Here is a 22,882-nt window from a genome sequence, read left to right as displayed (position 1 = left end):
CATCGCTCCCTCCTCTTTCCTCCCCGTGCGCCAAAATCGGCTCCGTCACGACCATTGCGGGTATTGAGTACGGACCCTAGCCCGGGCCAAAAAAAAGGGGCGGCACGCGGCCGCCCCGAGTTGATCGCTTCCGGTAATTCTAGAAGTCGAGCTTCACGCCCGCGCGGAAGTAGCGGCCCATGATGTTCGGGCCGGCCCAGGCGGGGTTGTAGCCATAGAAGCCATAAGCGGCGTTCGGATCGAACGGCGGCTTGATGTCGAAGGCATTGAGCACGTTCACATAGATCGTGAACTGGTCGTTGAGCTTGTGCGAGGCCGTCAGATCGACGTTCCAGATTGCCTTGGAGCGGCACTGCACCGGGGTGCCGTCGTCATAGGTCGCCGCGCCGGCGTCGACTGCGCTTTCGCAATCGCCGGGGACGCCGCCAAAGTCGACTGCCGCGACATCGTATCCGGCGGTGTAATAGGCCGTGGCGGTCAGCGTGGTGTCGCCGAGCGCGAGGCTGTTCTGCCAGCTCCAGCGCCAACGCGGCGAGCCCGAGCACGAGGTCACGTTGCACGGGCTGAGCGTGCCTTCGAACTTCTGCGGGTCCTGCGGCTCCCCGGTCGCCGGATTGACGAGCGTGAGATGGTTCTTGCCGAGGTACGAAGCCTCGAACGAGCTCGACCAGCGCACGCCGTCGCTGATCTTGATGTCGGCGTTGACGCCGAGATCGATGCCCTGAACCGCCTGCTGGTTGGCATTGACATAAGAGGCCTGGACGAACCCGATATGCGGCAGCGCGGTCGGATGGGCGGGATCGACCGGGGCGGGCGTCACGGTCAGGTTGGGAATCGTGACGACGCCATTGTTGGTGTAATATTGCTCGAGGATCGGTCCGAGGTCGGTGATCCCCACGATCTGGTCGCGGACCTTGATGCGCCAGAAATCGACGGTGAAGCTCAGGCCGCGCATCGGCTCGAACACCGCGCCGGCGGTCATGCTCTCCGAACGCTCGGGCTTGAGCTTGGGATTGCCGGTGCTGGTCAGGCCGACCGAGAAAGGCGCGGTCGCATAAGAGCTATTGCCGTGCGCCGCGCAGAACGCCGCATAGTTCTCGCAGAACGCCTCGTTGCCGCCCTGGGTCACATAGCCGGTGGTCGGCAGGCCGAAGGCTTCGTTGAAGCTCGGGATGCGGAACCCCTTCGACCAGGTGCCCCGCAGCGCGAGCTCGCGGACCGGCGTGAACTTGGCGCCGACCTTGGGCGAGAAGTTCTTCTGGCCGGTCGAGTAGGAGTCGTAGCGGCCGGACAGGTTGAGCTCGAGCTTGTTCAGCGCAGTCGCCTGAAGCTCGCCAAAGGCCGAGAACACCTTGCGGCTGCCCGCGGTGCCGACTGCGTTGACCGAATAGTATCGATCATAGGGATGCAGGTCGTTCTGCGGGTTGGCGCTCGGCGCGTCGATTGATTCATAGCGATAGGAAACGCCGCCCGCCGCATCGACGCCGCCGTCCGGAAGCGAGAACAAACGCCGCGAAAGCGTCGCGGTGGCCTGCCAGAGATCCGAATTTGAGACGGTGGTGTTGTCAGGAGCGAGATAGTCCCAGACGCTCTGCGGCGTCGCGGCGGGGTTGAACAGGTTGAACTCGCCACGGGCGAGGACGTCCATCGCGCGCTGCGGGATGATGTAGTTGGACTGGGTCCGGGTGAGCTTGGAGTTCGCCGCGACGAAGCTGGTCGAATAATCGAACCCGGCAAGGGTGCCGGACAGGCCGATGACGCCGCGCAGCGAGCGCGACACGGCGTGGTCTTCGCGTACGCGATCCCCGCGGAAGAGCACCTGCGCGGTCTGCCCCGCCGCTGCGAAGGGATTGTACGGATTGAGCACGCCATTGGTCGCGTTGCAGCCCGTGTTCACGCCATTGGGCGTGCCGATGCCCGTGGGGCAGACATAGACTGGCAGGATCGCGAAATAGGTATCGGCACTGTTCGGCGGCGGCGGCGTGCCGGCGAAACCATGCGGCGCCGAAGTCGCGAGAGTCGACGTCTTGTAGTAGTTCGCCTGCGCGTAGAGTTGATGCGAGTCACCGATGTTGGCGGTGAAGCGCGTGGACACGCCGAAGCGCTCCACGTCGGGCAGAAGCATCAGATATTCGCCGACGTAGTTCACTTCGCAAATGCCGGCGAGCGGCAGCGAATCGTCCGAATCCAGCTGATCGGCAGTGAGCTGGTTCCGCGTCCAACGGCCGCAGCGGACCGAGGGGTTCAGGTAGGTGTAGCGACCGTCGCCGATGATCTCGTCCGGGGTCGTGACGGGACGAACCAACACGACGTTGGGCGTGCTGAACAACGCGTTGATCTGGCCGTCCGGGCTAACCCCGTTCCAGTTGTTGTTGTGCATGCAACCGCCGTTGCCGTTGCAGATCTTGCTGAAGTCGGCGGTGTTGAACGGATGGCCGCGATCGCGCGCCATCAACGCGTTCTGCTTGTTGTATTCGCCGCTGACGTAGAAGTTGAATCCCTGCTCGCTGAGGTCGCCATAGCCCCAGGTCAGGTCGCCACGCGACTCGCCGGCATCGCCGCGCGACGAGATGCCCGCCGAGAAATTGGCGTGGAGGCCCTGAATTTCCTTCTTGGTGATGACGTTGATCACGCCCGCGACCGCGTCGGCGCCGTAGGTCGAGGAAGCGCCGTCGCGCAGCACTTCGATCCGCTCGATGATCGAGTTGGGGATGGTGTTGAGGTCGACGAAGTTGCGCTGGCCGTCATCGGCGAGCGGATAGGGCGCCATGCGCAGCCCGTCGAAGATCGTCAGGGTCGCCTGCACGGTGAGGCCGCGCAGCGAGATCGCGCTCGCACCTGCGGCGAAATTGCCCTGTGCATTCCAGCCTTGGGTGATGGTGCCGGCGTTGCCTGCGGCAAGCCGCTGCACCGCCTCGGCGACGGTGTTGAGGCCGCGCTGCTCGAGCGTTTCGGCTGACAGCACGGTCACCGGCGACGGCGTCTCGGCATTGGTGCGGCGGAACAGCGAGCCGGTGACGACGACTTCATCGCCGGTTTCGGGTGGGGTCTGGAGATAGGTGGTCTCCGCCGGGGCGGGTGCCGCTTGCTGCGTTTCCTGCGCCGCGGCCACGCTCTCGGTCGCGGGCGTCGCTTCGGTCGCCGCTTCCTGTGCCCAGGCCGGTGCGATCGACAGCGCCATCGCGGCGGTCGAGCCGCACAGCAGCCGCGCCAGAATCCTGCTTCGATTAGTCATTTCATTCCCCTTTGCTTGCCGGGATCGCCCGCTCATTGTGATGAGCCGGGTGTCACGCGAGCCACTCGACCAAGTCGCGCGGCGGGGATTCCAGTGACTTGCTCCGCCAAGATGGAAGAGTGTCTGAAGAAGACGATCGGCTGCCCGATCGTCCGATTGCCCCCGCTTTGCCGAAGCCGTTCCCGCGATGGAGAACGGCCGAGCGGTGGCTGTGCAGCGATTGTCTTCGCGACTGCGGTAGAAATCGACGGAACCGGATCTCGCGGCGACGAGGGCCGACCGGACAGCGCTAGCGGGCGGGCGCCAGCGCCTCGCACAGTCGATCGGTGGCGAGCGCCACGCGCGATTCGGCGGTGGTGCGGTTGCCGGGCGCGTTCTCGACGCCCCGGGTCTCCGTGTTGAACGCGAGCAGCGTGCCGATGCGCTGATCAGGGCACAGGCTCAGATAGGCGCGGAAGCCGTTCTGATCGCCGTTGTGCCCGACGATGCGGAAGCCCTTGCCCTGATCGAGAAAGAACGAGAGGCCGCTCTGCGTGGTCGCGGCCATCCGGCCCTGGCTGAAATCCTCGCCCGCGGAGATTTGCGGCCGCCACATCTCCTCGAGCGAGGAACGCTTGAGGATCAGATCATAATCGGCGGCGCGCTGCGGATCGCCGAGCAGGAAGGTGACATAGCGGGCCATATCGGGCAGCGGCGCATTGAGCCCGCCATTGGACACCGTCACGCCGGTATCGGCGTCGAACGGCGCGGGGGTGCGCTTGCCGTCGCGGATGTAATAGCTGTGCGAACGGTGCGGCAGCAGAAACGCCGGGGTGCGATCGAAATAGCTCGCATGCATGCCGAGCGGGCGAAGGATGTTCTTGTCGACATAGACTTCGAAATCCTCGCCCGAGAGCCGCTCGATTACCTGGCCGAGATAGACGATCCCCGGGTTCGAATAGCTGAAGCGGCTGCCGGGCCGGAACGTTACCTCGGTATAGGGCAGAATCGCCTCGAGCTGCTCCCAGCGCGGCGGCTCGAAGGGCTGCCATTCCTTGTCGCGCCACGGCCAGGTGCCGCTGCGGAAGCCGGCGCTGTGGCTCATCAGCTGGCGGATCGTGATCGCGCTCGTGTCGCCGAAGGGGTTATGGACCCGGGCGAGCTCGGGCACGTAGCGCACGATCGGATCGTCGAGGCCGAGCAGCCCGCGATCGCGCAATTGCATGATCGCGATCCCGGTCATCGTCTTGGTGATCGACGCCCAGTGATAGATGGTCCGGGCGTCGACCGGGACATGCGCCTCGGCATCCTGCTCGCCGAGATGGTCGGCGACCACCGTCTTGCCGTCGCGCACCACATAGAAGCTGCTGCCGGCGATTCCTGCGCGCTGAACCTCGGCGCGGTGCAGCTTGCGGAAGCCCGCAATCGCCGCGTCGAAACGGTCGTCCTGCGCCGCCGCGGGAGTGGCGACGGTGGTGAGGAGCAGGCAGATGGCGAGGGCGCGGCGCACGGTCAGCGCGCCCGCAGCAGGCGGCCGGGCCTTGCGACGCGCTTGCCGCCCTCGAAGGCTGGCCGACCATTGACCATCACGAGATCGAAGCCCTCGGCCCTGGCGAAAGGATCGAGGAACGTCGATCGCGCCCGTATCTTGCCCGGATCGAACAGGAGCAGATCGGCCCTGGCGCCGGGCCTGATCACTCCGCGATCGGGCAGGCGCAAGACGTGCGCGGGAAGCGACGTCGCCTTGCGGACCGCTTCCTCGATCGGCAGCTTGCGATCGCGCACGACATATTCCTCGATTAGCTTGGCATAGGTTCCCGTCGCGCGCGGGTGGCGCATGCCGGGGCCGCCATCGGTGGAGATCGCGACGAACGGATCGAGCAGCAGAACGTCCTGCAGGGCTTTGTCCATTGTGAAATGCGCGCCCGAGCCGCCTTCCGGGCCCAGCTTGATCAGGAAGTCGGCGAAATGCAGCCCGGCCTCCTGCGCGGCCTGCGCCACGGTCTTGCCGGCATAGGGCGCGGTGCCGAGCAGCAGCGCCTCCGGGCCGCCGCGGCGGATCATCCGCTTCTCGAGATAGTCGCGCAGCTCCTGCCGGCGATTGGCGACGACGCCGGCATAGTCGGTGGGCGGCAGCGCCCACTCGGGGAAGAGAATCGCGACGCCGGTATAGCCGGCGGTATAGGGGTAGGCGTCAGCAGTGAGATCGATCCCCTGGCGGCGCTTCGCGGCGAGGAATTCGAGCAGCGAACGCGCGCGCTCCTCGCCTTTGCCGAACACCAGCTTGAGGTGCGAGATATGCGGCCGCGCGGGCAGCGAGGAGGCGATCAGCTCGTCGATCGAGGCATTGATCTCCTCGTCATTCTCCGAGCGCATATGGCTCATCACCACCCCGCCCGTGCCGGCGACGACCTTGCCGAGATTGGTCAGCTCGGCGGTCTCCGAATAGATGCCGGGGACATATTCGAGGCCGTACGAAAGGCCGAAGGCGCCGGCGCGGAGTTCGGCCTCCAGCTGCTTCGCCATGCGGGCGAGCGCGGCCCCGTCGGGACGGCGGACGGCGTCGGGGATGCCCACCGCGCGGCGGAGCGTGCCATGGCTGGCGAGTGTCGCGACGTTGCAATCGAGCCGGGCGCGATCGACCGCGGCCATCCAGCTGCGGAGATCGAGATCCTTGCCGAGCCGCGGGCCGCTGCCGTCCTGCCCCAGCACGATCGTGGTGACGCCCATCGCGAGGAAGGATTCGTACGACTGGTCGAGCGGATCGCCATGGCTGTGCGTGTCGATGAAGCCCGGCGCGAGCACGCGGCCGTCGCCGGCGATGACGCGCGCGCCCTTCACGGTGGTGCGCGTGCCCGGCGCGGTGATCGCCGCGATCCGCTCGCCGCTGACGAGCACGCTCGCGCGCCGCGGCGCCGCGCCGGTCCCGTCGACCAGCAGGACGTCGTGAAACAGGGTCGCGCCCGCCGTCTGCCCCGCGGCGCGTTCGGGCAGTGCGGCCGCAACACCGCCCGCGGCGAGCGCGCCGCCGACAAGCTGCCGGCGCGTCAGGCGCTGAGACATTCTTGCTCCCCCGTCGGGCGGTTGCGCGCTTCGCCGCCGAAGTTCCTCGTCAACACGCTTCGCCGCGTCACCGTCGCCGCCAGCCCCGCGGTGATCGCGGCGAGCGCGGCGTCGAGATCATGCGTTCTTCCGCACAGGAAGATATCGATGCAGGCGCTGCCATATTCGGGCCAGGTGTGGATCGAGATGTGCGATTCCGCGAGCAGCGCGACGCCGGTGACGCCCTGACCGGGACCGAACGAATGTAGCCGCACCTCGAGCACGGTCGCGCCGGCGGCCGCCGCGGCGGCGAGCAGGCAGCGCTCGACATGGTCGACCTCGGTCAGGCGCGAGGCGCCCGCCAGATCGGCGATCAGATGCTGGCCTTCACACGCTTGGGTCACAACAGGCTCTCATGCGGATGGCCGAGCAACGCCATCGCCTGCTCGGCGGCGCGGACGCCGTGATAATGCGCCTCCTCGAACAGCGACAGCCCACTGAGGTCGGAATGCGCGACGAACAGCGGCGGGGCGGGCGTCACCGCCGCACCGCGCGCGAGGAAGCCGGGGGTCGGACGGATCATCGCATGGCCCCAGCGCCACAGCTCGATGCGGCGGATCGCGGGTTCGAGATCGGGATGCATCGCGAGCAGATCGTCGCGGACGATCCGCTTCCATTCGTCGGCCGGGCGCTGGACGAGCAGGCGGCGGGCCTGCTCGGGCGGCATGTCCGACAAGGGGAGGTACCAGGTCAGCACGGTTGCGGGCGTGATCGCATCGGGCCCCTGATGCGTCGCGACGACATAGCCCAGCGAATTGCTGGTGCTCGAAACATTGTCCCAGGCGAGCGGCACGCCGCGGCCCTCGGGCAGGCGATCGACGGTGACGTTGGCGACCAGCCACGGCGCGTAGCTGAAGCCGGGCGGGTCGGCGATCTCGCCGCAGACGCGCTTCGCCACGAAATGCGGCATGGCGAGGATCGCGGCGCCGGCGCGCGTGCGCACCGTCGCGGCGGTGGCGACGTCGAAGCTGTCGACGAGCACCGCCGATCCCTCGCGCGCCACGCGGTGGACGATGTGCCCGGCGGCGATCTTCCCGGGCAAGAACTCGGCGAGGCGGCGCGTCAGCCGGCCATTGCCTTCGGGCCAGGTCAGCTCGTTGTCGTTGACGCCGTCAGCGGCCCAGCCGCGCCGCGCGGCGAAATAATGCACCCCCGCCCACGCCGAGACCTGATCGGGCTCGGTGCCGTAATCGTCGCGCATCGCATAGCGGACATGCGCGCGCAGCACCGGCGAGCGCCAGCCCCGGGCGTCGAGCCACGCAGTAAAGCTCAGCGTGTCGAGCGCGAGCAGATCGGCGTCGCCTGCGCTGTACGCCATCGGCACCGCGAAGGCCGGTCTGCCATCGGCGCCGATACGCTTCGAGAATGCCGCCATCGCAGCTTCGAACGCTGCGAGATCCTTGCGGTCCTGCGCGGTGATGCCGGTGCGCGGGATCAGCCCTTCCTGCCAGCGGCCCTGCCAGAACAACCGCTCCTGCATGTCGGCGCAGAGCTGCTCGGAGTCGTAGATCGGCACGCCGTCGCGATCGCCGGTGATCATCCCGAGCTGGCGGAGCAGGTGCTGGAGCGCCTTGGCTTCCTTGTTGGCGACTGGGAGGTAATGCGCGCCGAGCGGATAGGCCGAGATCGCGTTGCGGCCGCTGCGCGCATTGCCGCCGACATGGTCCTCGAGCTCGAGCAGCTTGAACCGGTCATAGCCCGCATCGGCCAGCCGCCAGCCCGCCGAGAGCCCGGCGACGCCGCCGCCGGCGATCACCAGATCGACGTCCTCGAACCGGCTCGGCGCGGGAAATCCGCCGGTGCGCAGGCGATGGCCGCGCGCCATGTCGGCGCCGGCGAGCGCGCCGCCGGGCAGCGGCGCCTCGCGCCCCAGCGCATAGGCCAGCCCGCCGCCCGCCGCTGCGGCCGCGACGGCGCCGAGGCCGAGCAGCGCGCGCCGGTCAGCCTTCATATTTGCCCCATGCGTCGGCGAACTCGCGGACGAGCACCTGATTGTCGAGCCGGTTCACCGGGGTCGGGCGCCGCGCCATGTCGGGCGGGAAATCGAACAGCCGCTGGTCGATCACCGGCGTGAGGAAGCGCCCGGTCGGGATGTTGGCCTGGTCCGGGATCGGGCCCGGCGCGGCGAGGACGAAGCCCCATTCGCCGAAGCTCGGCACATAGGCGTGATAGCCCCGCGTCTGCAGCCCCGCGGCCTCGAGCGTCGAGGCGACGGTCCAATAGGCATTGGGCGCAACCAGCGGCGAGGTGCTCTGGACCACGATCATCCCGCCCGGCGCGAGCAGCTTGCGCACCGCGCGGTAGAAAGTGTCCGTGTAGAGCTTGCCCACCGAATAATCGACCGGATCGGGGAAATCGACGATGATCGCGTCGTACCGGCCGGTGGCCTCGCGCGCCCAGCGGAAGCCGTCGGCGTTGATCACCGTCATCCTTTTGTCGGTCAGCGAACCGCCGTTGAGCCGCGACAGCATCGCGGTGCGCGAGAACAGGCTGGTCATCTCGCCGTCGAGGTCGACCAGCGTCAGGCGCTCGACTCCGGGGTGGCGGAACACCTCGCGCGCGGCGAGCCCGTCGCCGCCGCCCAGGATCAGCACGTTGCGCGGGTTGGCGACGCGGCCGAGCGCGGGGTGCACCAGCGCTTCGTGATAGCGATATTCGTCGCGCGACGAGAATTGCAGATTGCCGTTGAGATAGAGCCGGACATCGTCGTCACGCCGGGTCAGCACGATGCGCTGGAACTTGGTCGTGCTGGCATAGATCACAGGCTCGCCATAGCTCGCCACCTCGGCCCAGCGCTGGAGCCGGTCCGACGCGATGAAGCCCGCGGCGAGTGCGAGCAGGACGAGCACCGACGCTATCTTCTCGCCGCGATAGCCGCCGGCACGCGGCAGGGTGAACAGCAGCGCCAGCGCCACGCCGGCGTTGAGGAAGCCGAACAGGAAGCCGGTGCGGATCATGCCGAGATGCGGCATCAGCAGCAGCGGGAAGAGCAGGCTGGCGACCAGCGCGCCGACATAGTCGAAGGTGAGGACGTTGGAGACGGTCTCGCGGAAGTCGAAACCGCGCAGGATGCGGATCAGCAGCGGGATCTCGAGCCCGACGAGGAAGCCGATCGCGAGGACGAGCCCGTAGAGCGCGACGCGGAAATGATCGATCACCGGGAAGAGAATAAATAGCGCCGCCGCCGAGCATCCGCCGAGCAGCGCGATGAGCAGCTCGACGCGGACGAACAGCCGCAATTCGCCGCGCCTCACATAGCGCGAGCACCAGCTGCCCACGCCCATCGCGAACAGATAGCTGCCGATGACGGTGGAGAATTGGGTAACGCTGTCGCCGAGCAGATAGCTGGCCAGCGTGCTCGCCAGCAGCTCGTAGATCAGCCCGCAGGTGGAGACGACGAAGGCCGAGGCGAGCAACGCCGCGGCGGAACCGGACGCACGGACTTTGGGTGTCGCGGGGTCGGCTTCAGCCATGGATCGCGGCGGCGACGATGATCGCGAGCCCGATCGCGACCGCGCCCGCGAAGATCGCCACGGCGACATTCTGCTTCTGCTCGATCTCTTCCCACAGCTTTCCCGGGGTGAGCAGGTCGAGGATGACGAAACCGACGACGAACACGACGATGCCGATCGCGGAATAGAGCAGGGTGCTCAGCACGGCGGGTAGGGTGGTGACCATTTCCGTCTCCTATTTGTGGTGGGGGCCGTAATAGCCGGCATGGCTGCGCGCGCGGCCGCCTTCGGCGAAAGGCGACCAGGCGAAGCCGGCGCCGAGTACGAACAGCCCCGCTACGCCGAGGCACCAGAGCGAAAAGAAGAAGGTGCGTCCGCTCATTCGTCGTCGTCCCCATCGCTTCCGCTCGGGGCGAAGTCGCTCTCGCCCTTGCGCGCGCTCTCGAACGAGAGGTGCCGGAACAGGCCGAACAGCAAAGGCGCCGCGATCAGAATCAGCGCAAGCCAGAGATTGGAGGCGTATACCGCGCCCTGCCGCACCTCGACGGTGACCTGCGGCGCGTTGGCGGCGTCCATCCAGCCGGCGCCGCTATCGAGATAGCTCGGCGCGTTCGACCAGCGATTGCCCTTGTAATCGACCACCAGATCATAGCTGCCCGCGGGAACGCTGGGGATCGACACCGCGGTGCGGCGGTCCCCCTCGGTCCATGCGCCGTCGGAGTCCGTGCCCGAATAGCGCTCGGCGGCGCCATAGGCTTCGTAGACCTGCTGGGTCTTGCGATCGACGAGGCTGTAGTCGAGATCGAGCCAGCCATTTTCGAGGCGCGGCACCTCCGCGCGGAGATGGACGCTCTGATAGCGGCTGCGCAAGGTGATCGGGCCGAGCGTCACGCTCTGCTCGCGTCCGTCGGCCGCGATCGGGAACGTGCCCGCCGCGTCCCATCGCGTGCCCCCGAATTGGAAGGCGAAGAGCAGCAGGAAGGCGAACGCGACAAGGCCGATCTTGACCCCGGTCTTGAGCCAGTCCCCCCAAGGCGAGGGCTGATGCGGCAAGGGCGGCCACGGTAGCGGATCGCGCTGGACTCCGAACGCCTGCTGCATCTCCTTCGAGGGCAACCATTCGTTGCGCGTCCAGCTGATCTCCTGGGCGTTCTCCTCGCGCGACAGCATCGCGCCCGGGCGTGCCCAGTCGGCGGTCTGCACGGTTTCGCCCACCGCCACGCGCCAGAAGAACTCGCCGAGCACATAATCGACCCGCGCGACACCATCGGCGTAGAAATGCGTGAAGATCTCCCCCGCGACGGCGAGCTGGTCGTGCGCGACCCAGTCCGGCATGACGGTCAGCTGCTCGCCGAGGCTCCAGCCACCGCGCGCGTACACCAGCCAGCGATAGCCGTGATACGGATTGAACAGCAGATACTCGTCCCAGCCATAGGCGCCGTTCTCCGAGCGCTGGAGATAGCCGATGACTTCCCATTCGACGCCGCGCAGCACGCCGCGCGTGCCGAGCGGGATCTCGAGCGCCGCCGCCGCCTGGTGATAGGCGGTGACCAGCTTCACCTGCGGATCGGTGACGTCGAGGATCGAGCCGCAATATTGGCAGGCGACATGGACGGTATAGCCCGCCGCGCGCAGCTCGACGCCGCCGCCGCAGGAAGGGCAGGTCAGCGCCCGCGTCGCAGGCGCCGGCTCGGCGCGGATCGCGGCGTCAGGCTGCATAAGCGGGCAGCGTCCAGCCTTCGATCGCGCGCATCCCGCGCGGCGCCAGTTCGGCGAGCGTCACATAGCGCCCTTGGTAGACACTCGTTTCCCCGCGGTCGCGCTGCAGCGTCGCGCACTCGCCGTGCTGGCCGCGCAGATCGACGCTGTAGAGCTTCCAGCCGCTCGGCGCGGTGAAGGGCAGCTCGCCCTCGGCCGCGACGCAGACCACCTCGCGCGCATCGGCGATGACCAGCTTCTGGTGGTCGAGCTGGACCTCGGTGCCGATCACCGCGTCCTGCCCCTTGACGATGCCGCGCAGCGCGGGGCTGCGGACCTGACCCAGCGAACGCTCCCACAGCAGCATGAACTGCCCCATCGCCTCGCCGAGCCACGCGTTGCCGCCATCCTCGAACAGCAGCAGCCACTCGTTCCACGCGCCGTCGGTCCATGCCCAGCGGACGCGGCCGATGACTTCGAAGCCCTTGCCGTCGATGCGGCCGCGCATGCCGATCTGCACCGGGCTGACGTCGAAGGGCAAAGCCGCGGCCTCGCCGACCTTGATCACGCCCGAATCGCTGCGCACCAGCAGCGAGCGGCAATAGTCGCACACACGGCTCGGCAGCGCTGGCGAGCGGAACACGACATCGGCGCCGCAATTGGGGCAGGGAAGGTGCTGGCTCATGCGGCCGGAATCCCGATCAGCGGATACGGCTCAGCAGCTCGGCCTTCTTGGCGTCGAAATCCTCCTGCGTGATCGCGCCGATGGTCAGCAATTTGTGGAGCTTCTCGATCTGCGCATAGGCGTCCTCGCCCAATGCCGCCGCCGGAGCCGAAGGCGCGGCACCGATGCCGCCCGCCATGGTCTGGCCGATCGCCAGTCCCGCCGCCATGCCCGCGCCGGCGCCCGCGACGCCGCCAGACTGGCCGGCCGCGGTCTCGATCGCCTGCGCGCTCTGGAAGCGGACGAAGCGATCGAGATCGCCGACGACGCGCATCGAGCTCGCCTTATCGAGATGCGCCTGGACTTCCTCGGGCAGCGACAGGCTCTCGATGAAGAAGCTGGTGCAGCTGAGGCCCCAGGCGGCGAAGGCGGGCTCGACCGCGGCCTTGAGCTTCTCGGAGAGCACGCTCTGGTTGGCGGCGAGGTCGAGGAACGCGATCTCGCCGGTGCCCAGCGCCGAGGCGATCGCAGTGGCGATCACGCCGCGCAGCTGATCCTCGAGATCGTGCACGGTGAGCCGGTCGAGCGAGCCCATCATCTTCACCGCGAAGGTCGGCACGCTCTCGATGCGGAACGAATAGGAGCCGAAGGCGCGGACGCGTAAGGGGCCGAATTCCTTGTCGCGCACCGTGATCGGCTGCTGCGTCCCCCATTTCAGCCCGGTCTGCTCCTTCTGGCTGAAATAATAGACATCGGCCTTGAACGGCGAGGCGAAGCCCTTGTCCCAGTTCATCAGCGCGGTGAGCACCGGCAGGTTGCCGGTCTCGAGCGTGTAGAGCCCGGGCAGGAAGGCGTCGGCGAGCTGGCCTTCGTTGTAGAAGAGCGCGGTCTGGCCGGCGCGCACGGTCAGCTGCGCGCCGTTCTGGATCTCGCGATCCTGCATCGGATAGCGGATCGCCAGCGTGCCCGGCTCGTCGACCCAGTCGATGACGTCGACGAACTGCTTCGAGAGAAAATCGAAAATGCCCATACGTCCCCCTCTTCCGCGGCGAGGATAGAGGCTTCCGCGCGAGTCCGAAACAGCAAAGCGACGTAAGGGCGCGGGCCGGGCGCCGCGCGTGCGTTTTTTCAGGCTCGTATGCGCGTGTAGATCGCGCCGCGGTATCGCAGCGCCGATCCGCCGTCGACGAAGCCGATCCGCTCGCCCTGCATCGGAACGAGCTCGACCCGGACGGTCTCGGGTTCCGGCGAGGGCTCGGCGAGCGCGCGCATCGCGCCGAAGTGGATGTCGAGCGATCGCGCCGACGCGCTGACTTCGATCTCGCCAAACGCGTCGTTGCAATATCGCCCGGCATATTCCTGCATCGGCCGGGTCAGCGTCGAGCGGCGTGCCGCTCGCGCCGCGCGATCCGCGGTGATCTTCGCGTAGAGGCGGTCGCGCGCGATCACGAGTTGCTCGATCCGTGCGTCGAAGACCTGGACGGCGTCTGCGCGCCGCGCGGTGCGATCATAGACATAGTCGGCGATGGCGTCGGTGAGCTCGGTGGCCGCGCTCGAATCGTTCACGAACGCGGCGACTCCGATCCGTCGCGCCGGGATGTACGAGACATGGGCGCGCGCGCCGGCAAAGCCGCCGAGATGGTGCAGCATCAGCTCGTCACGGAACGGCACATGGTACCAGCCGAGCCCGTAGGCGGTGCGGGTATAGCCGGCGAATTCGGCGCGAAGCGCGGCGATCGGCGCGCGGGTCGCGAGCACCGCTGCGGCAGGGACGATTTGCCGCCCGCCGATCGCGCCGGCTTCGCTCATTAGCTCGAGCCACCGGACGGCATCATGGGCGCTCATGATCACGCCGCCCGCCGAATGCATCGTCGCGTCATCCTTCTGCAGGCCGATCGGCGTCACGCCTTCGGGCAGCGCGACGTGCGGCCTGGCGACAGGCCAGCCTTCGCGCCGCGCACGCGACATGCGCGCGCTGGCATGCCGCATGCGTGCGGGGCCGAAGAGCTCGCGTTCCAGCATGTCCTGCCACGGTCGGCCGAAATGCCGGTCGGTGAGGAGCGTGGCGATGTTGTAGCCGATGTTGGTGTAGTGGAAGGTGCCGGGCGGCGCCTCGGTGTCGACGGTGCACGCGGCGAGCAGGCGCCACAGCGTCGCCGGATCGTGCTGGCCGGAAAAGGCGACGCGGAAGCCGATGGGATCGCAACTGATTCCGGAGATGTGCGCCAGCAGGTGGCGCAACGTCACTTCGCCTGCCCGAACCTCGGCGGGGAAGGGCGCGGCCTCGGCCCAGCGGGCGATCGGCGCGGCCAGGTCGAGCGCACCGCGATGCGCCATGGTTGCGAGCGTCAGGGCGGTCAGCGGCTTGGTCGATGATCCGATGTAGAAGCAGGTGTCCGCGTCGACTGGCCGGCCTGCCCGAAGCTCGGTGACGCCGAACCCGCGCGCGTAGGTTCCGTCAGGGGAATAGACCGCGACCGCAAGGCCGGTGGCCGCCGAAAGCCGGCGCATGGCCTTGTAGATGCGCTCGTCGAGTTCGTCTGCCAGCGGAAAGCTGGAAGCCCCTCGGCGAGGCGGAATTTGCGCATCTGCGGCCTTGGCGGCGCCCGACAGCGAGGCGGCCCCGATGCCGAGCAATAAGGAACGACGATCCATGGCCACACCCTGGAGCGGTACGGCGCGCGCGTATTGGACGATCTTAGCCGATCGCGCGCAACCATTGCGCCCGCTGCGCGCCGGGAGTGCGGCCGATCACGCGGCGGAAGACGCGATTCATATGGCTCTGGTCATAGAAGCCGGCCGCCACGGCGACGTCGCTCAGCGCCGCCTCGCGCGTCATCAGCGCCAGCGCGCGCCGCACGCCCTGCGCGCGGGCATGATCGCTGATCGACATGGCATAGCATTGCCGGAACAGGCGCGAGGCGTGGACCGGATGGACCCCGGCGGCGATCGCGCGGGCGCGAACGTCGACCTGTGCCTGGCTGACGGTTTCCAGCTCCTCCTTGAGATGCCGGAGCCACGCCGGGGGCGGTCGCCGCTCCGCGATATCGTCCGGCCGCGTCGCGATCAGGTCGTTTCCCGCGGTCGCCACCCCCGCCGAATCGCCTGCCAATGCGGCTTCGAGCAGCCCGGCGGCATGACGGAGCGCGAAGCCGTCCGAGCGGCGGTGCCATTCGGGCGCGTGCGGGGCGGCGTCGAACGGATCGTCGGTCAGAAATTCGATCGAGGCGACGATGGCGCCGTCGCTCCCGAACTGGTCCTCGTGCAGCGCGCGGTGCGATTTGAGCAGGACATCGCCGGGCGTCATGCGAATGGCGCCCGGCCGGCTTTCCTCGCGATACCCGCCCCGGAGGACGAAGCTGATACGCGGGTAGCGATCGCGGTGCGCGCGATGCCGCTCGCCCGGGGCGTAGCGGGACACGCTCACCGCATGGTGCGGCGCTGCCAACAGGCAGTCATGGCGTCTCACGCGATCGGGGCCGGCGCAGTCTGGGGGGGCAGGCCGGCCGATATCCGGCGCGCCTCCAGCACCTTGGCGAGCGCGGTCCATTTGGCGTCGCCGGCGCTGTTCTGGATCATCGCCTCGACGAAGGTCATCGTCCTGAGACCGTCGGTGATGCCCGGGAACCAGTCCGCCGCGCCGCGCACCGGGGGAGCTCCTGCGCCGGCACGGATCGTCCGGCCGAAGCTCTGATAGAGATTGGCGAAGGCCTCGATATACCCTTCGGGATGGCCTGAGGGCGTGCGCAGCCGTGCGGCGGTCAGCGGGTCGAGGCCGGGGCCGCCGGCGCGGACGGTCTCGGCGGGGCGGTCGAGCCAGCGCAGCGTCAGCGTGTTGGGCTCCATCTGCGACCATTCGAGCCCGCCTTTCTCGCCATAGACGCGCAGCCGCAGGCCATTCTCCTCGCCCGCGGCGACCTGCGTCGCCTTGAGCACCCCGCGTGCGCCGCCTTCGAAGCGGAGCAGCGCGGCGACGTCGTCGTCGAGCCGGCGGCCGGGGACATGGATGGCGAGATCGGCGCTGAGCGCCTCGACGGTCAGCCCCGAGACATGCTCGGCGAGCTGGAAGGCGTGGGTGCCGATGTCGCCGAGGCAGCCGCCCAGCCCGGCGCGCGCCGGATCGGTGCGCCATTCGGCCTGTTTCTGCCCGTCGCGGTCGATCGGCTGGCTCAGCCAGCCTTGCCAATATTCGGCCTGGACCAGCCGGATCGCGCCGAAATCGCCCCGCGCGACGCGCGCCCGCGCCTCCTCGACCAGCGGATAGCCGCTATAGGTGAAGGCCAGCCCGTAGAGCCTGCCGCTGCGCTGCACCGCCGCCTCGATCGCCAGCGCCTCGTCGAGGTCGAGCGCCATCGGCTTCTCGGAGAAGACGTGGAAGCCGGCATCGAGCGCGGCAATCGCGGCGGGGGCGTGGAGGTGATTGGGGGTGACGATCGCCAGCGCCTGCATCCGCTGATCCGCGGGCAGCGCCGCCTCGCCGGCGAGCAGCGCGTCGAGCGTCGCATAGGCGCGCGCGGGATCGAGCCCGAGGCCCGCGGCGCTGCGCCGGTTGCGTTCCGCATCGCTGCTGAACGCGCCGCACACCAGCTGGTATGCGCCGTCGAGCGACGCCGCCATGCGATGCACCGCGCCGATGAACGCGCCTTCGCCGCCCCCCACCATGCCGTAGCGTAACCTTGGCTGCGTGCCCGTCTCCATCGGTCCTCCGTCCATCGATTTTATGTCTGATAAATGGTTGCGCCGTGCGGCGCGAACCGCTTACATGAAGCCTACCGATCGTTGCCAGACCGGAGAGGATAATGAAATCTCTGATCATGTTGTCGCCGGTTGCGGCAACATTATGTGCGCTGACCCTGACAGCGTTGCCGTCCGTCGCCGCACCTCCCGTCCAGGATGCGGGCGCGGCGGCCTTCGCTACCTGCAAGGCGTGCCACACGCTTTCTGCCGGCGGGAAGAGCCTGCTGGGCCCCAATCTCCACGGCCTGTTCGGCCGCAAGGCCGGTTCTGTGCCGGGCTTCAACTACAGCCCCGCGCTCAAGGCATCGAACATCGTCTGGAATGCGCAGACGCTCGATCAATTCCTCGCCGCGCCGACGCAGAAGGTGCCCGGCACGCGCATGCCGATGAAGGTGACCGATCCGGCCAAACGCGCTGCGCTGATCGCGTATCTCAAGGCCGAAACCGCGAAGTGAGCTTCGCACCGACGGGAGGGGTGGCATGAAGGGTCCGGCGGTCTTCCTCGCCCAGTTCATGAGCGACGCGGCGCCGTTCGACACGCTTGCCTCGGCGGCGCGCTGGATGGCCGATGCCGGCTATGTCGGCGTCCAGATTCCCACTTGGGATAGCCGCTGCATCGACCTCGCCAAAGCCGCCGAGAGCCAGGATTATTGCGACGAGCTCGCCGGCATTTGCCGCGAGGCGGGGGTCGAGATCACCGAACTCTCGACGCATCTCCAGGGGCAGCTGGTCGCGGTGCACCCTGCCTATGACGTCGCCTTCGATGCGTTCGCGCCCGATGCGCTCAAGGGCAAGCCCGCCGAGCGCCAGCAATGGGCGGTCGCGCAGCTCCATCTCGCTGCCAAGGCGAGCCGGCGGCTCGGGCTCGACGCGCATGCGACCTTCTCGGGCGCGCTCGCCTGGCCCTATCTCTATCCGTGGCCGCAGCGCCCGGCCGGGCTGGTCGAGGAAGCGTTCGGCGAGCTGGCGAAGCGCTGGCGGCCGATCCTCGACGCGTTCGACGGGCAGGGCGTCGACCTCGCCTATGAGATCCACCCCGGCGAGGATCTCCACGACGGCGTCACCTTCGAGCGGTTCCTCGCGGGGGTCGACAATCACCCGCGCGCCAACATCCTCTACGACCCCAGCCACTACGTGCTGCAGGCGCTCGACTATCTGGCGTTCATCGACATCTATCACGAGCGCATCAAGATGTTCCACGTCAAGGACGCCGAGCTCAACCCGACGGGGCGCTCGGGGGTCTATGGCGGCTTCCAGGACTGGGTCGATCGCCCCGGCCGCTTCCGCTCGCTCGGCGACGGTCAGGTCGATTTCGGCGGCATTTTCTCGAAGCTGACACAGTATGGATACGAAGGTTGGGCAGTGCTCGAATGGGAATGCTGCCTCAAGCATCCCGAAGACGGCGCGCGCGAAGGCGCGCCGTTCATCGCGGCGCACATGATCCGGCGGGCGGACAAGGCATTCGACGATTTCGCGGGCGGGAGCGATCCGGGGCTCAACCGCAAGCTGCTGGGGCTGGGCTGACGACACGACCGGGCGCACGATAACGATAAGGGGAGGGAGCCAGAAAATGGCCACGACATTGAACAAGGGACGGCTGTTCTGGCTCGGCGTCCTCGCGCTGTTCACCGCGGCGTCGAGCCTCGCGATCCGCGGGGCGATCGCCAGCGGACTCAAGGCCGAATGGATCGATCCGATCGCCCCGCTGCACGCGGGCGAGCTGATCGCCGCCGCGCTCGGTGCGGCGTTCCTCAGCTTCTCGATCACGCTGTTCGTCGCCAGCGCGCTGCTCGATCAGATCGGCATGAAGCGCTGCCTGCTCGGCGCCGGGCTGTGCTTCATCCTCGGGCCGCTGCTGATCATCAGCGCGGGCAATCTCGCGACGGGCATGACGATCTACACGATCGTCTGGCTCGGCATGCTGCTCAGCGGCATCGGCTGGGGGCTGACCGAGGCGGCGATCAATCCGCTGACCGCGCAGCTCTATCCCGAGGACACCACCCATCGGCTCAACGTGCTCCATGCCTGGTTCCCCGGCGGGATCATCGTCGGCGGGCTCGCCGGCTTCTTCCTCTCGGCGACCTTGCCGTGGCAGGGCATCATGGCGCTGGTGATGATCCCCGCGGCGCTCACCGTGGTGATCGCCGCGACCACCACCTTCCCGCCGCCGCTGCGCAGCGAGACCGGGGTGAGCTTCGGCGAGATGGTCAGCGAGGTGTTCCGCCGCCCGAGCTTCTTCATCTGGTTCGGCGCGATGTTCCTCACCGCCTCGTCCGAGCTGGCTCCCGGCCAGTGGATCGACGTGGCGCTGTCGAACCGGGTGGGCATGCGCGGCATCCTGCTGCTCGTTTACGTCAATGCGCTGATGTTCGTGTTCCGCCATTTCGCCGGCCGTCTCGCCAACAGAATCTCGAATCCCGGCCTGCTCTGGGTGTCGAGCCTGCTCGCCGCGATCGGGCTGTTCATGCTGAGCCAGGCGCAGACGCCGGTGACGGCGGTGCTCGCCGCCACCGTATGGGGTCTCGGCGTGTGCGTGATGTGGCCGACGATGCTCGCCTCGGTGGCGGAGCGCTATCCGCGTGGCGGATCGTGGGCGATGGGGCTGGTCGGGTCGGCCGGCGCGCTCGCCAGCTTCTTCGTCCTGCCCTTGCTCGGCGCGATGTTCGACAAGGCCAAGGTCGAGTTCGCCGGCGGGCCCGAGGCGTTCGCGCAGCTCGCCGGCGCGGCCAAGCTTGCGGCGGAGGACGCCGCGGCGTCGGTGTCGTTCCAGAAGCTGGCGATCCTGCCGGTGGTGCTGCTCGCGGTGTTCGGCTTCATCTGGCTGCGCGAGCGCGGCAAGTCGCGCGCGGCGCTGGCAGGCGAGACGGCGTGAAGCTCAGCCGGCGATCGATACTGGCCGCCAGCGCCGCAGCGGCGGGCACGGCAACGATGGGCCGTGCCGCGCCGGCGCAGAACGCCGCACGCTTCTCGCTCGGCTTCGCGCCGCACGAGGGCAGCTTCGCGAGCCGCGGCAACCGGCTTGAGCAGATCGCGTACGCCGCCGATCAGGGCTTCACTGCCTGGGAAGACAATGAAGCGGCGGGCCGCACCATCGCCGACCAGAATGCGATGGCGCGCGCGCTCCGGCAGCGCGGCATGACGATGGGCGTGTTCGTCGCCAGCATGCCGCGATGGGCCGATTTCCGCCCGGTGCTCGGCGGCAACGACGATGGCGATCGCCAGGCCTTTCTGCGCGATGTCCGCGCCTCGATCGACGTCGCCAAGCGGCTCGACGTCAAGTGGATGACGGTGGTCACCGGCTTTCTCGATCGCCGGCTGCCGGTCGAGATCCAGACCGGGCGGATCATCGACACGATGCGCCGCGCCGCCGAGATCGTCGAACCGCACGGGCTCGTCATGGTGATGGAGCCGCTCAACACGATCGTGAACCACCCGGGCGTGTTCCTGCAGACGATCCCGCAGGGCTTCGCGGTCGCGCGCGGCGTCGACAGTCCTGCGGTGAAGGTGCTCGCCGACCTCTATCACGAGCAGATCCAGGCGGGGAATTTGATCAACACCCTCGGCGCCTGCTGGGACGAGATCGGCTATATCCAGTTCGGCGACAATCCCGGCCGCAAGGAGCCGGGGACCGGCGAGGTGAATTTTCAGAATGTCGTGCGCTGGCTGCGCGCGCGGAAATATGCCGGAGTCATCGGCATGGAACATGGCAATTCGATCGAGGGACGCGCCGGCGAGGAGCGGCTGATCGCCGCCTATCGCGCCATCGACGCGGCATGAGGGAGGAAGCAGTGAAGCGTATCGCATGGGCCACCGCGATGGCGGTGGCGGCGACGGCGGCAAGTCCCGCCGTCGCGCAGGAGAAGCCGGGCTTCAAGGACACGCCGATGCTGCCCGACGGCAAGTGGCAGGTCCACGATGCCGATCGGCCCTATCCGCAGGTGGTGACGCCCGCCGCGACCCCCGGCGCGCCGCCTGCGGACGCCGTGGTGCTGTTCGACGGCAAGTCGCTCGACGCGTGGCAGGCGCAGGCGACGCCGTGGGCGCTCAAGGACGGCGCCGTCACGTCTACGCCGCGCGCCGGCGGCGGCGGCGAGAATGCGCTGGTCAGCAAGGCGAGCTTCGGCGACGTCCAGCTCCATCTCGAATATCGCTCGCCCAATCCGCCGACCAAGACCTCGCAGGATCGCGGCAACAGCGGCATCTGGTTCATGCAGCGCTACGAGATCCAGATCCTCGACGGCTATCAGAACCCCACTTATGCCGACGGCACCGTCGGGGCGATCTATGGCTGGAAGCCGCCGCTGGTGAACGCCTCGCGCAAGCCTGGCGAATGGCAGAGCTACGACGTCGTCTTCGAGCGCCCGCATTTCGGGCCCGACGGCAAGCTGCTGCGCCCTGCATACATCACGGCGTTCCTCAACGGCGTGCTGGTGCAGAACCGCCAGCCCTGGCTGGGCGGCACGATCTGGCGCAAGGTCGGCACCTATCAGGCGCATGGCGATGCCGCGCCGATCCAGCTCCAGGACCATAATTCGCCGGTCTCGTTCCGGAACATCTGGGTGCGCCCGCTGCCCGAGGCGGCGGCGAGCTATGATTTCGAAGGTAGTGTGAAATGATCATCGATCGCAGAGACGCCCTTGCGGGCATGGTCGCGATGTTCGGCGCGGGGCTGTACGCCCCGATCGCCCGCGCGGCGAAGGCACAGGCAACCGGGATCAGCGACGGGCCGCCGAGCACGCCGGTGTTCAGCGCGCAGCAGCGCGCCGCGGTGACCGCGCTCAGCGAGCGGGTGATGCCGACCACCGATACCCCCGGCGCGATCGCCGCGGGGGTTCCCGCCTTCATCGAGAAGCTGCTCGCCGATTGGGCGGCGCCCGAGGATCGCAAACCGATCCTCGCCGGGCTCGACGCGATCGAGGCGCGCAGCCAGCAGGATTACAAGGTCGCCACCGACAAGGCGACGCCGGCGCAGCAGGACGCGCTGCTCACGCTGGCGATGGAAGACAAGCTGCCCGGCGGCGAGGACTTCTTCGACAAGTTCCGCCAGCTCGTGATCACCGGCTATTTCACGTCGGAGATCGGCATCACCCAAGAGCGCGAATATCTGCCCGTCCCGGGCCGGTACGACGGCGCCTATCCCTATTCTCAGGTCAACAAGGTGTTCTCGTCATGATGATCAGCCGACGGCAATGGATGGCGGGCGGCGCCGCGCTCGCGACGACGCTCGCGGCGGGGCCGCTGGTGGCGAAGAGCCTCAAGGGCAGGCCGGTGGGGCTCCAGCTCTACACGGTGCGCGAGCTCTTCGCCGCGGACCCGATGGGCACGCTCGGCAAGGTCGCGGCGATCGGCTATCGCGAGGTCGAATATGGCGGCGGCGGCTATGACAAGATGGATCATGCCGCGCTCCGCCAAACGATGGACCGGCTGGGCCTGAAGTCGCCCTCGCTGCATATCGGCTATGATGCGCTGAACAGCGATTTCGCCGGTTCGGTGAAGATGGCGAAGACGCTGGGCGCCGACACGGTGATCCTGCCCTACATGGTCGCTGAGCAGCGCAACGCCGAGAGCTGGAAGCTGGCGGTCGCCAATTTCAACCGCTGGGCGAAGCAGCTCAAGGGGGAGGGGCTCGACTTCGCCTATCACAACCATGATTTCGAGTTCACCACCAAGCCCGGCGGTGTCAGCCTGTACGAGACGCTGGTCACCGATACCGATCCGGCGTTGGTCAAGCTCGAGCTCGACCTGTTCTGGGCGATCGCCGCGGGCGAGGATCCCAAGGCGCTGATCAAGCGCCATCCGGGCCGGATCTACGCCTATCACGTCAAGGATCGCACCGCCGACGGCAAGATGACCAGCGTCGGCAAGGGCGTGATTGATTTCGCCGACATCTTCACGCTCAACGCGACCGCGGGCGTGAAGCATTTCTATGTCGAGAACGATCAGTCGCCGGCGCCCTATCTGCCCGACATCCAGACCAGCTTCGCGACGCTCAGCAAGCTGCGCGCGTAATTTAGT

21 protein-coding genes are annotated in these 22,882 nt (G+C 68.0%); 7 read left to right on the top strand and 14 right to left on the bottom strand.

Annotated features, from left to right (window positions below; all coding sequences use genetic code 11):
• Positions 1-139: 139 nt before the first annotated feature.
• From E5A74_RS04335 to E5A74_RS04275, 14 genes are all read right to left on the bottom strand, one after another.
• On the bottom strand, positions 140-3,235 hold the full coding sequence (locus tag E5A74_RS04335) for a TonB-dependent receptor plug domain-containing protein (protein ID WP_166745597.1): 3,096 nt from the start codon (positions 3,233-3,235) through the stop codon (positions 140-142).
• Between the two features lie 289 nt (positions 3,236-3,524).
• Positions 3,525-4,724 carry a serine hydrolase domain-containing protein gene (locus E5A74_RS04330; protein WP_166745596.1) on the bottom strand — a complete coding sequence of 400 codons (1,200 nt, stop codon included), beginning with the start codon at positions 4,722-4,724 and terminating at the stop codon, positions 3,525-3,527.
• 2 nt (positions 4,725-4,726) lie between these two features.
• A complete protein-coding gene (locus E5A74_RS04325) occupies positions 4,727-6,277 on the bottom strand; it encodes an N-acyl-D-amino-acid deacylase family protein (RefSeq protein WP_135982994.1) in 1,551 nt (516 codons plus the stop codon).
• A complete protein-coding gene (speD, locus tag E5A74_RS04320) occupies positions 6,262-6,660 on the bottom strand; it encodes an adenosylmethionine decarboxylase (protein WP_135982993.1) in 399 nt (132 codons plus the stop codon). Before speD ends, E5A74_RS04325 begins: the two co-directional genes overlap by 16 nt.
• Complete coding sequence (locus E5A74_RS04315; RefSeq protein WP_135982992.1) at positions 6,657-8,267, bottom strand: flavin monoamine oxidase family protein; 1,611 nt, start codon at positions 8,265-8,267, stop codon at positions 6,657-6,659. Before E5A74_RS04315 ends, speD begins: the two co-directional genes overlap by 4 nt.
• Positions 8,257-9,789, bottom strand: a complete 1,533-nt coding sequence (locus E5A74_RS04310; RefSeq protein ID WP_135982991.1) for a polyamine aminopropyltransferase — start codon at positions 9,787-9,789, stop codon at positions 8,257-8,259. The genes E5A74_RS04315 and E5A74_RS04310 overlap by 11 nt, the downstream gene beginning before the upstream one ends.
• Positions 9,782-9,994, bottom strand: coding sequence for a DUF350 domain-containing protein (locus E5A74_RS04305; RefSeq protein WP_135982990.1), 213 nt, complete (start codon positions 9,992-9,994; stop codon positions 9,782-9,784). Before E5A74_RS04305 ends, E5A74_RS04310 begins: the two co-directional genes overlap by 8 nt.
• Before the next feature lie 9 nt (positions 9,995-10,003).
• The gene (locus E5A74_RS20790) at positions 10,004-10,150 is read right to left on the bottom strand and encodes a hypothetical protein (RefSeq protein WP_166745595.1); all 147 of its coding nucleotides are present in this window, start codon (positions 10,148-10,150) and stop codon (positions 10,004-10,006) included.
• Entirely contained in the window at positions 10,147-11,487 is a 1,341-nt protein-coding gene (locus tag E5A74_RS04300; RefSeq protein ID WP_135982989.1) for a DUF4178 domain-containing protein, read from the bottom strand. The genes E5A74_RS20790 and E5A74_RS04300 overlap by 4 nt, the downstream gene beginning before the upstream one ends.
• Positions 11,477-12,151 carry a DUF4178 domain-containing protein gene (locus E5A74_RS04295; protein ID WP_135982988.1) on the bottom strand — a complete coding sequence of 225 codons (675 nt, stop codon included), beginning with the start codon at positions 12,149-12,151 and terminating at the stop codon, positions 11,477-11,479. Before E5A74_RS04295 ends, E5A74_RS04300 begins: the two co-directional genes overlap by 11 nt.
• Before the next feature lie 16 nt (positions 12,152-12,167).
• Entirely contained in the window at positions 12,168-13,160 is a 993-nt protein-coding gene (locus tag E5A74_RS04290) for an SPFH domain-containing protein (RefSeq protein WP_135982987.1), read from the bottom strand.
• A 98-nt stretch (positions 13,161-13,258) separates the two neighbouring features.
• Entirely contained in the window at positions 13,259-14,641 is a 1,383-nt protein-coding gene (locus E5A74_RS04285) for a serine hydrolase domain-containing protein (protein WP_166745594.1), read from the bottom strand.
• A gap of 187 nt (positions 14,642-14,828) precedes the next feature.
• On the bottom strand, positions 14,829-15,551 hold the full coding sequence (locus E5A74_RS04280; protein ID WP_166745593.1) for an AraC family transcriptional regulator: 723 nt from the start codon (positions 15,549-15,551) through the stop codon (positions 14,829-14,831).
• 44 nt (positions 15,552-15,595) lie between these two features.
• Positions 15,596-16,828 (bottom strand): Gfo/Idh/MocA family protein, encoded by a 1,233-nt coding sequence (locus tag E5A74_RS04275; protein ID WP_206365757.1) that lies wholly within the window; start codon positions 16,826-16,828, stop codon positions 15,596-15,598.
• Positions 16,829-16,929: 101 nt separating this feature from the next.
• Here E5A74_RS04275 and E5A74_RS04270 point away from each other — a divergent pair, with 101 nt between their 5' ends.
• From E5A74_RS04270 to E5A74_RS04240, 7 genes are read left to right on the top strand one after another with little or no spacing between them, the layout of a single operon-like run.
• Positions 16,930-17,322, top strand: a complete 393-nt coding sequence (locus tag E5A74_RS04270) for a c-type cytochrome (RefSeq protein ID WP_135982984.1) — start codon at positions 16,930-16,932, stop codon at positions 17,320-17,322.
• A 25-nt stretch (positions 17,323-17,347) separates the two neighbouring features.
• A complete protein-coding gene (locus E5A74_RS04265) occupies positions 17,348-18,391 on the top strand; it encodes a sugar phosphate isomerase/epimerase family protein (RefSeq protein WP_135982983.1) in 1,044 nt (347 codons plus the stop codon).
• 46 nt (positions 18,392-18,437) lie between these two features.
• Complete coding sequence (locus E5A74_RS04260; RefSeq protein ID WP_135982982.1) at positions 18,438-19,739, top strand: MFS transporter; 1,302 nt, start codon at positions 18,438-18,440, stop codon at positions 19,737-19,739.
• Complete coding sequence (locus tag E5A74_RS04255) at positions 19,736-20,644, top strand: hydroxypyruvate isomerase family protein (RefSeq protein ID WP_135982981.1); 909 nt, start codon at positions 19,736-19,738, stop codon at positions 20,642-20,644. The genes E5A74_RS04260 and E5A74_RS04255 overlap by 4 nt, the downstream gene beginning before the upstream one ends.
• 11 nt (positions 20,645-20,655) lie before the next feature.
• Positions 20,656-21,483 carry a 3-keto-disaccharide hydrolase gene (locus E5A74_RS04250; RefSeq protein WP_240699635.1) on the top strand — a complete coding sequence of 276 codons (828 nt, stop codon included), beginning with the start codon at positions 20,656-20,658 and terminating at the stop codon, positions 21,481-21,483.
• The gene (locus E5A74_RS04245; RefSeq protein WP_135983205.1) at positions 21,483-22,040 is read left to right on the top strand and encodes a gluconate 2-dehydrogenase subunit 3 family protein; all 558 of its coding nucleotides are present in this window, start codon (positions 21,483-21,485) and stop codon (positions 22,038-22,040) included. Before E5A74_RS04250 ends, E5A74_RS04245 begins: the two co-directional genes overlap by 1 nt.
• Positions 22,037-22,876: a sugar phosphate isomerase/epimerase family protein gene (locus tag E5A74_RS04240; RefSeq protein ID WP_135982979.1), complete on the top strand. Its 840-nt coding sequence runs from the start codon at positions 22,037-22,039 to the stop codon at positions 22,874-22,876. The genes E5A74_RS04245 and E5A74_RS04240 overlap by 4 nt, the downstream gene beginning before the upstream one ends.
• The last annotated feature ends 6 nt before the right edge of the window (positions 22,877-22,882 follow it).

Source organism: Sphingomonas naasensis, from assembly GCF_004792695.1.
Classification (GTDB): Bacteria; Pseudomonadota; Alphaproteobacteria; order Sphingomonadales; family Sphingomonadaceae; genus Sphingomonas; species Sphingomonas naasensis.
The sequence above is the reverse complement of the archived record's forward strand: the minus strand, read 5'-3'. Positions and strand labels throughout refer to the sequence as shown.

What these genes read in the sequence shown, in the direction of transcription:
- E5A74_RS04335 (WP_166745597.1), bottom strand. Translation starts at nt 3,235, where the DNA reads ATGACTAATCGAAGCAGGATTCTGGCGCGGCTGCTGTGCGGCTCGACC.
- E5A74_RS04325 (WP_135982994.1), bottom strand. Translation starts at nt 6,277, where the DNA reads ATGTCTCAGCGCCTGACGCGCCGGCAGCTTGTCGGCGGCGCGCTCGCC.
- E5A74_RS04315 (WP_135982992.1), bottom strand. Translation starts at nt 8,267, where the DNA reads ATGAAGGCTGACCGGCGCGCGCTGCTCGGCCTCGGCGCCGTCGCGGCC.
- E5A74_RS04310 (WP_135982991.1), bottom strand. Translation starts at nt 9,789, where the DNA reads ATGGCTGAAGCCGACCCCGCGACACCCAAAGTCCGTGCGTCCGGTTCC.
- E5A74_RS04305 (WP_135982990.1), bottom strand. Translation starts at nt 9,994, where the DNA reads ATGGTCACCACCCTACCCGCCGTGCTGAGCACCCTGCTCTATTCCGCG.
- E5A74_RS20790 (WP_166745595.1), bottom strand. Translation starts at nt 10,150, where the DNA reads ATGAGCGGACGCACCTTCTTCTTTTCGCTCTGGTGCCTCGGCGTAGCG.
- E5A74_RS04300 (WP_135982989.1), bottom strand. Translation starts at nt 11,487, where the DNA reads ATGCAGCCTGACGCCGCGATCCGCGCCGAGCCGGCGCCTGCGACGCGG.
- E5A74_RS04295 (WP_135982988.1), bottom strand. Translation starts at nt 12,151, where the DNA reads ATGAGCCAGCACCTTCCCTGCCCCAATTGCGGCGCCGATGTCGTGTTC.
- E5A74_RS04290 (WP_135982987.1), bottom strand. Translation starts at nt 13,160, where the DNA reads ATGGGCATTTTCGATTTTCTCTCGAAGCAGTTCGTCGACGTCATCGAC.
- E5A74_RS04285 (WP_166745594.1), bottom strand. Translation starts at nt 14,641, where the DNA reads ATGCGCCGGCTTTCGGCGGCCACCGGCCTTGCGGTCGCGGTCTATTCC.
- E5A74_RS04275 (WP_206365757.1), bottom strand. Translation starts at nt 16,828, where the DNA reads ATGGAGACGGGCACGCAGCCAAGGTTACGCTACGGCATGGTGGGGGGC.
- E5A74_RS04270 (WP_135982984.1), top strand. Translation starts at nt 16,930, where the DNA reads ATGAAATCTCTGATCATGTTGTCGCCGGTTGCGGCAACATTATGTGCG.
- E5A74_RS04265 (WP_135982983.1), top strand. Translation starts at nt 17,348, where the DNA reads ATGAAGGGTCCGGCGGTCTTCCTCGCCCAGTTCATGAGCGACGCGGCG.
- E5A74_RS04260 (WP_135982982.1), top strand. Translation starts at nt 18,438, where the DNA reads ATGGCCACGACATTGAACAAGGGACGGCTGTTCTGGCTCGGCGTCCTC.
- E5A74_RS04240 (WP_135982979.1), top strand. Translation starts at nt 22,037, where the DNA reads ATGATGATCAGCCGACGGCAATGGATGGCGGGCGGCGCCGCGCTCGCG.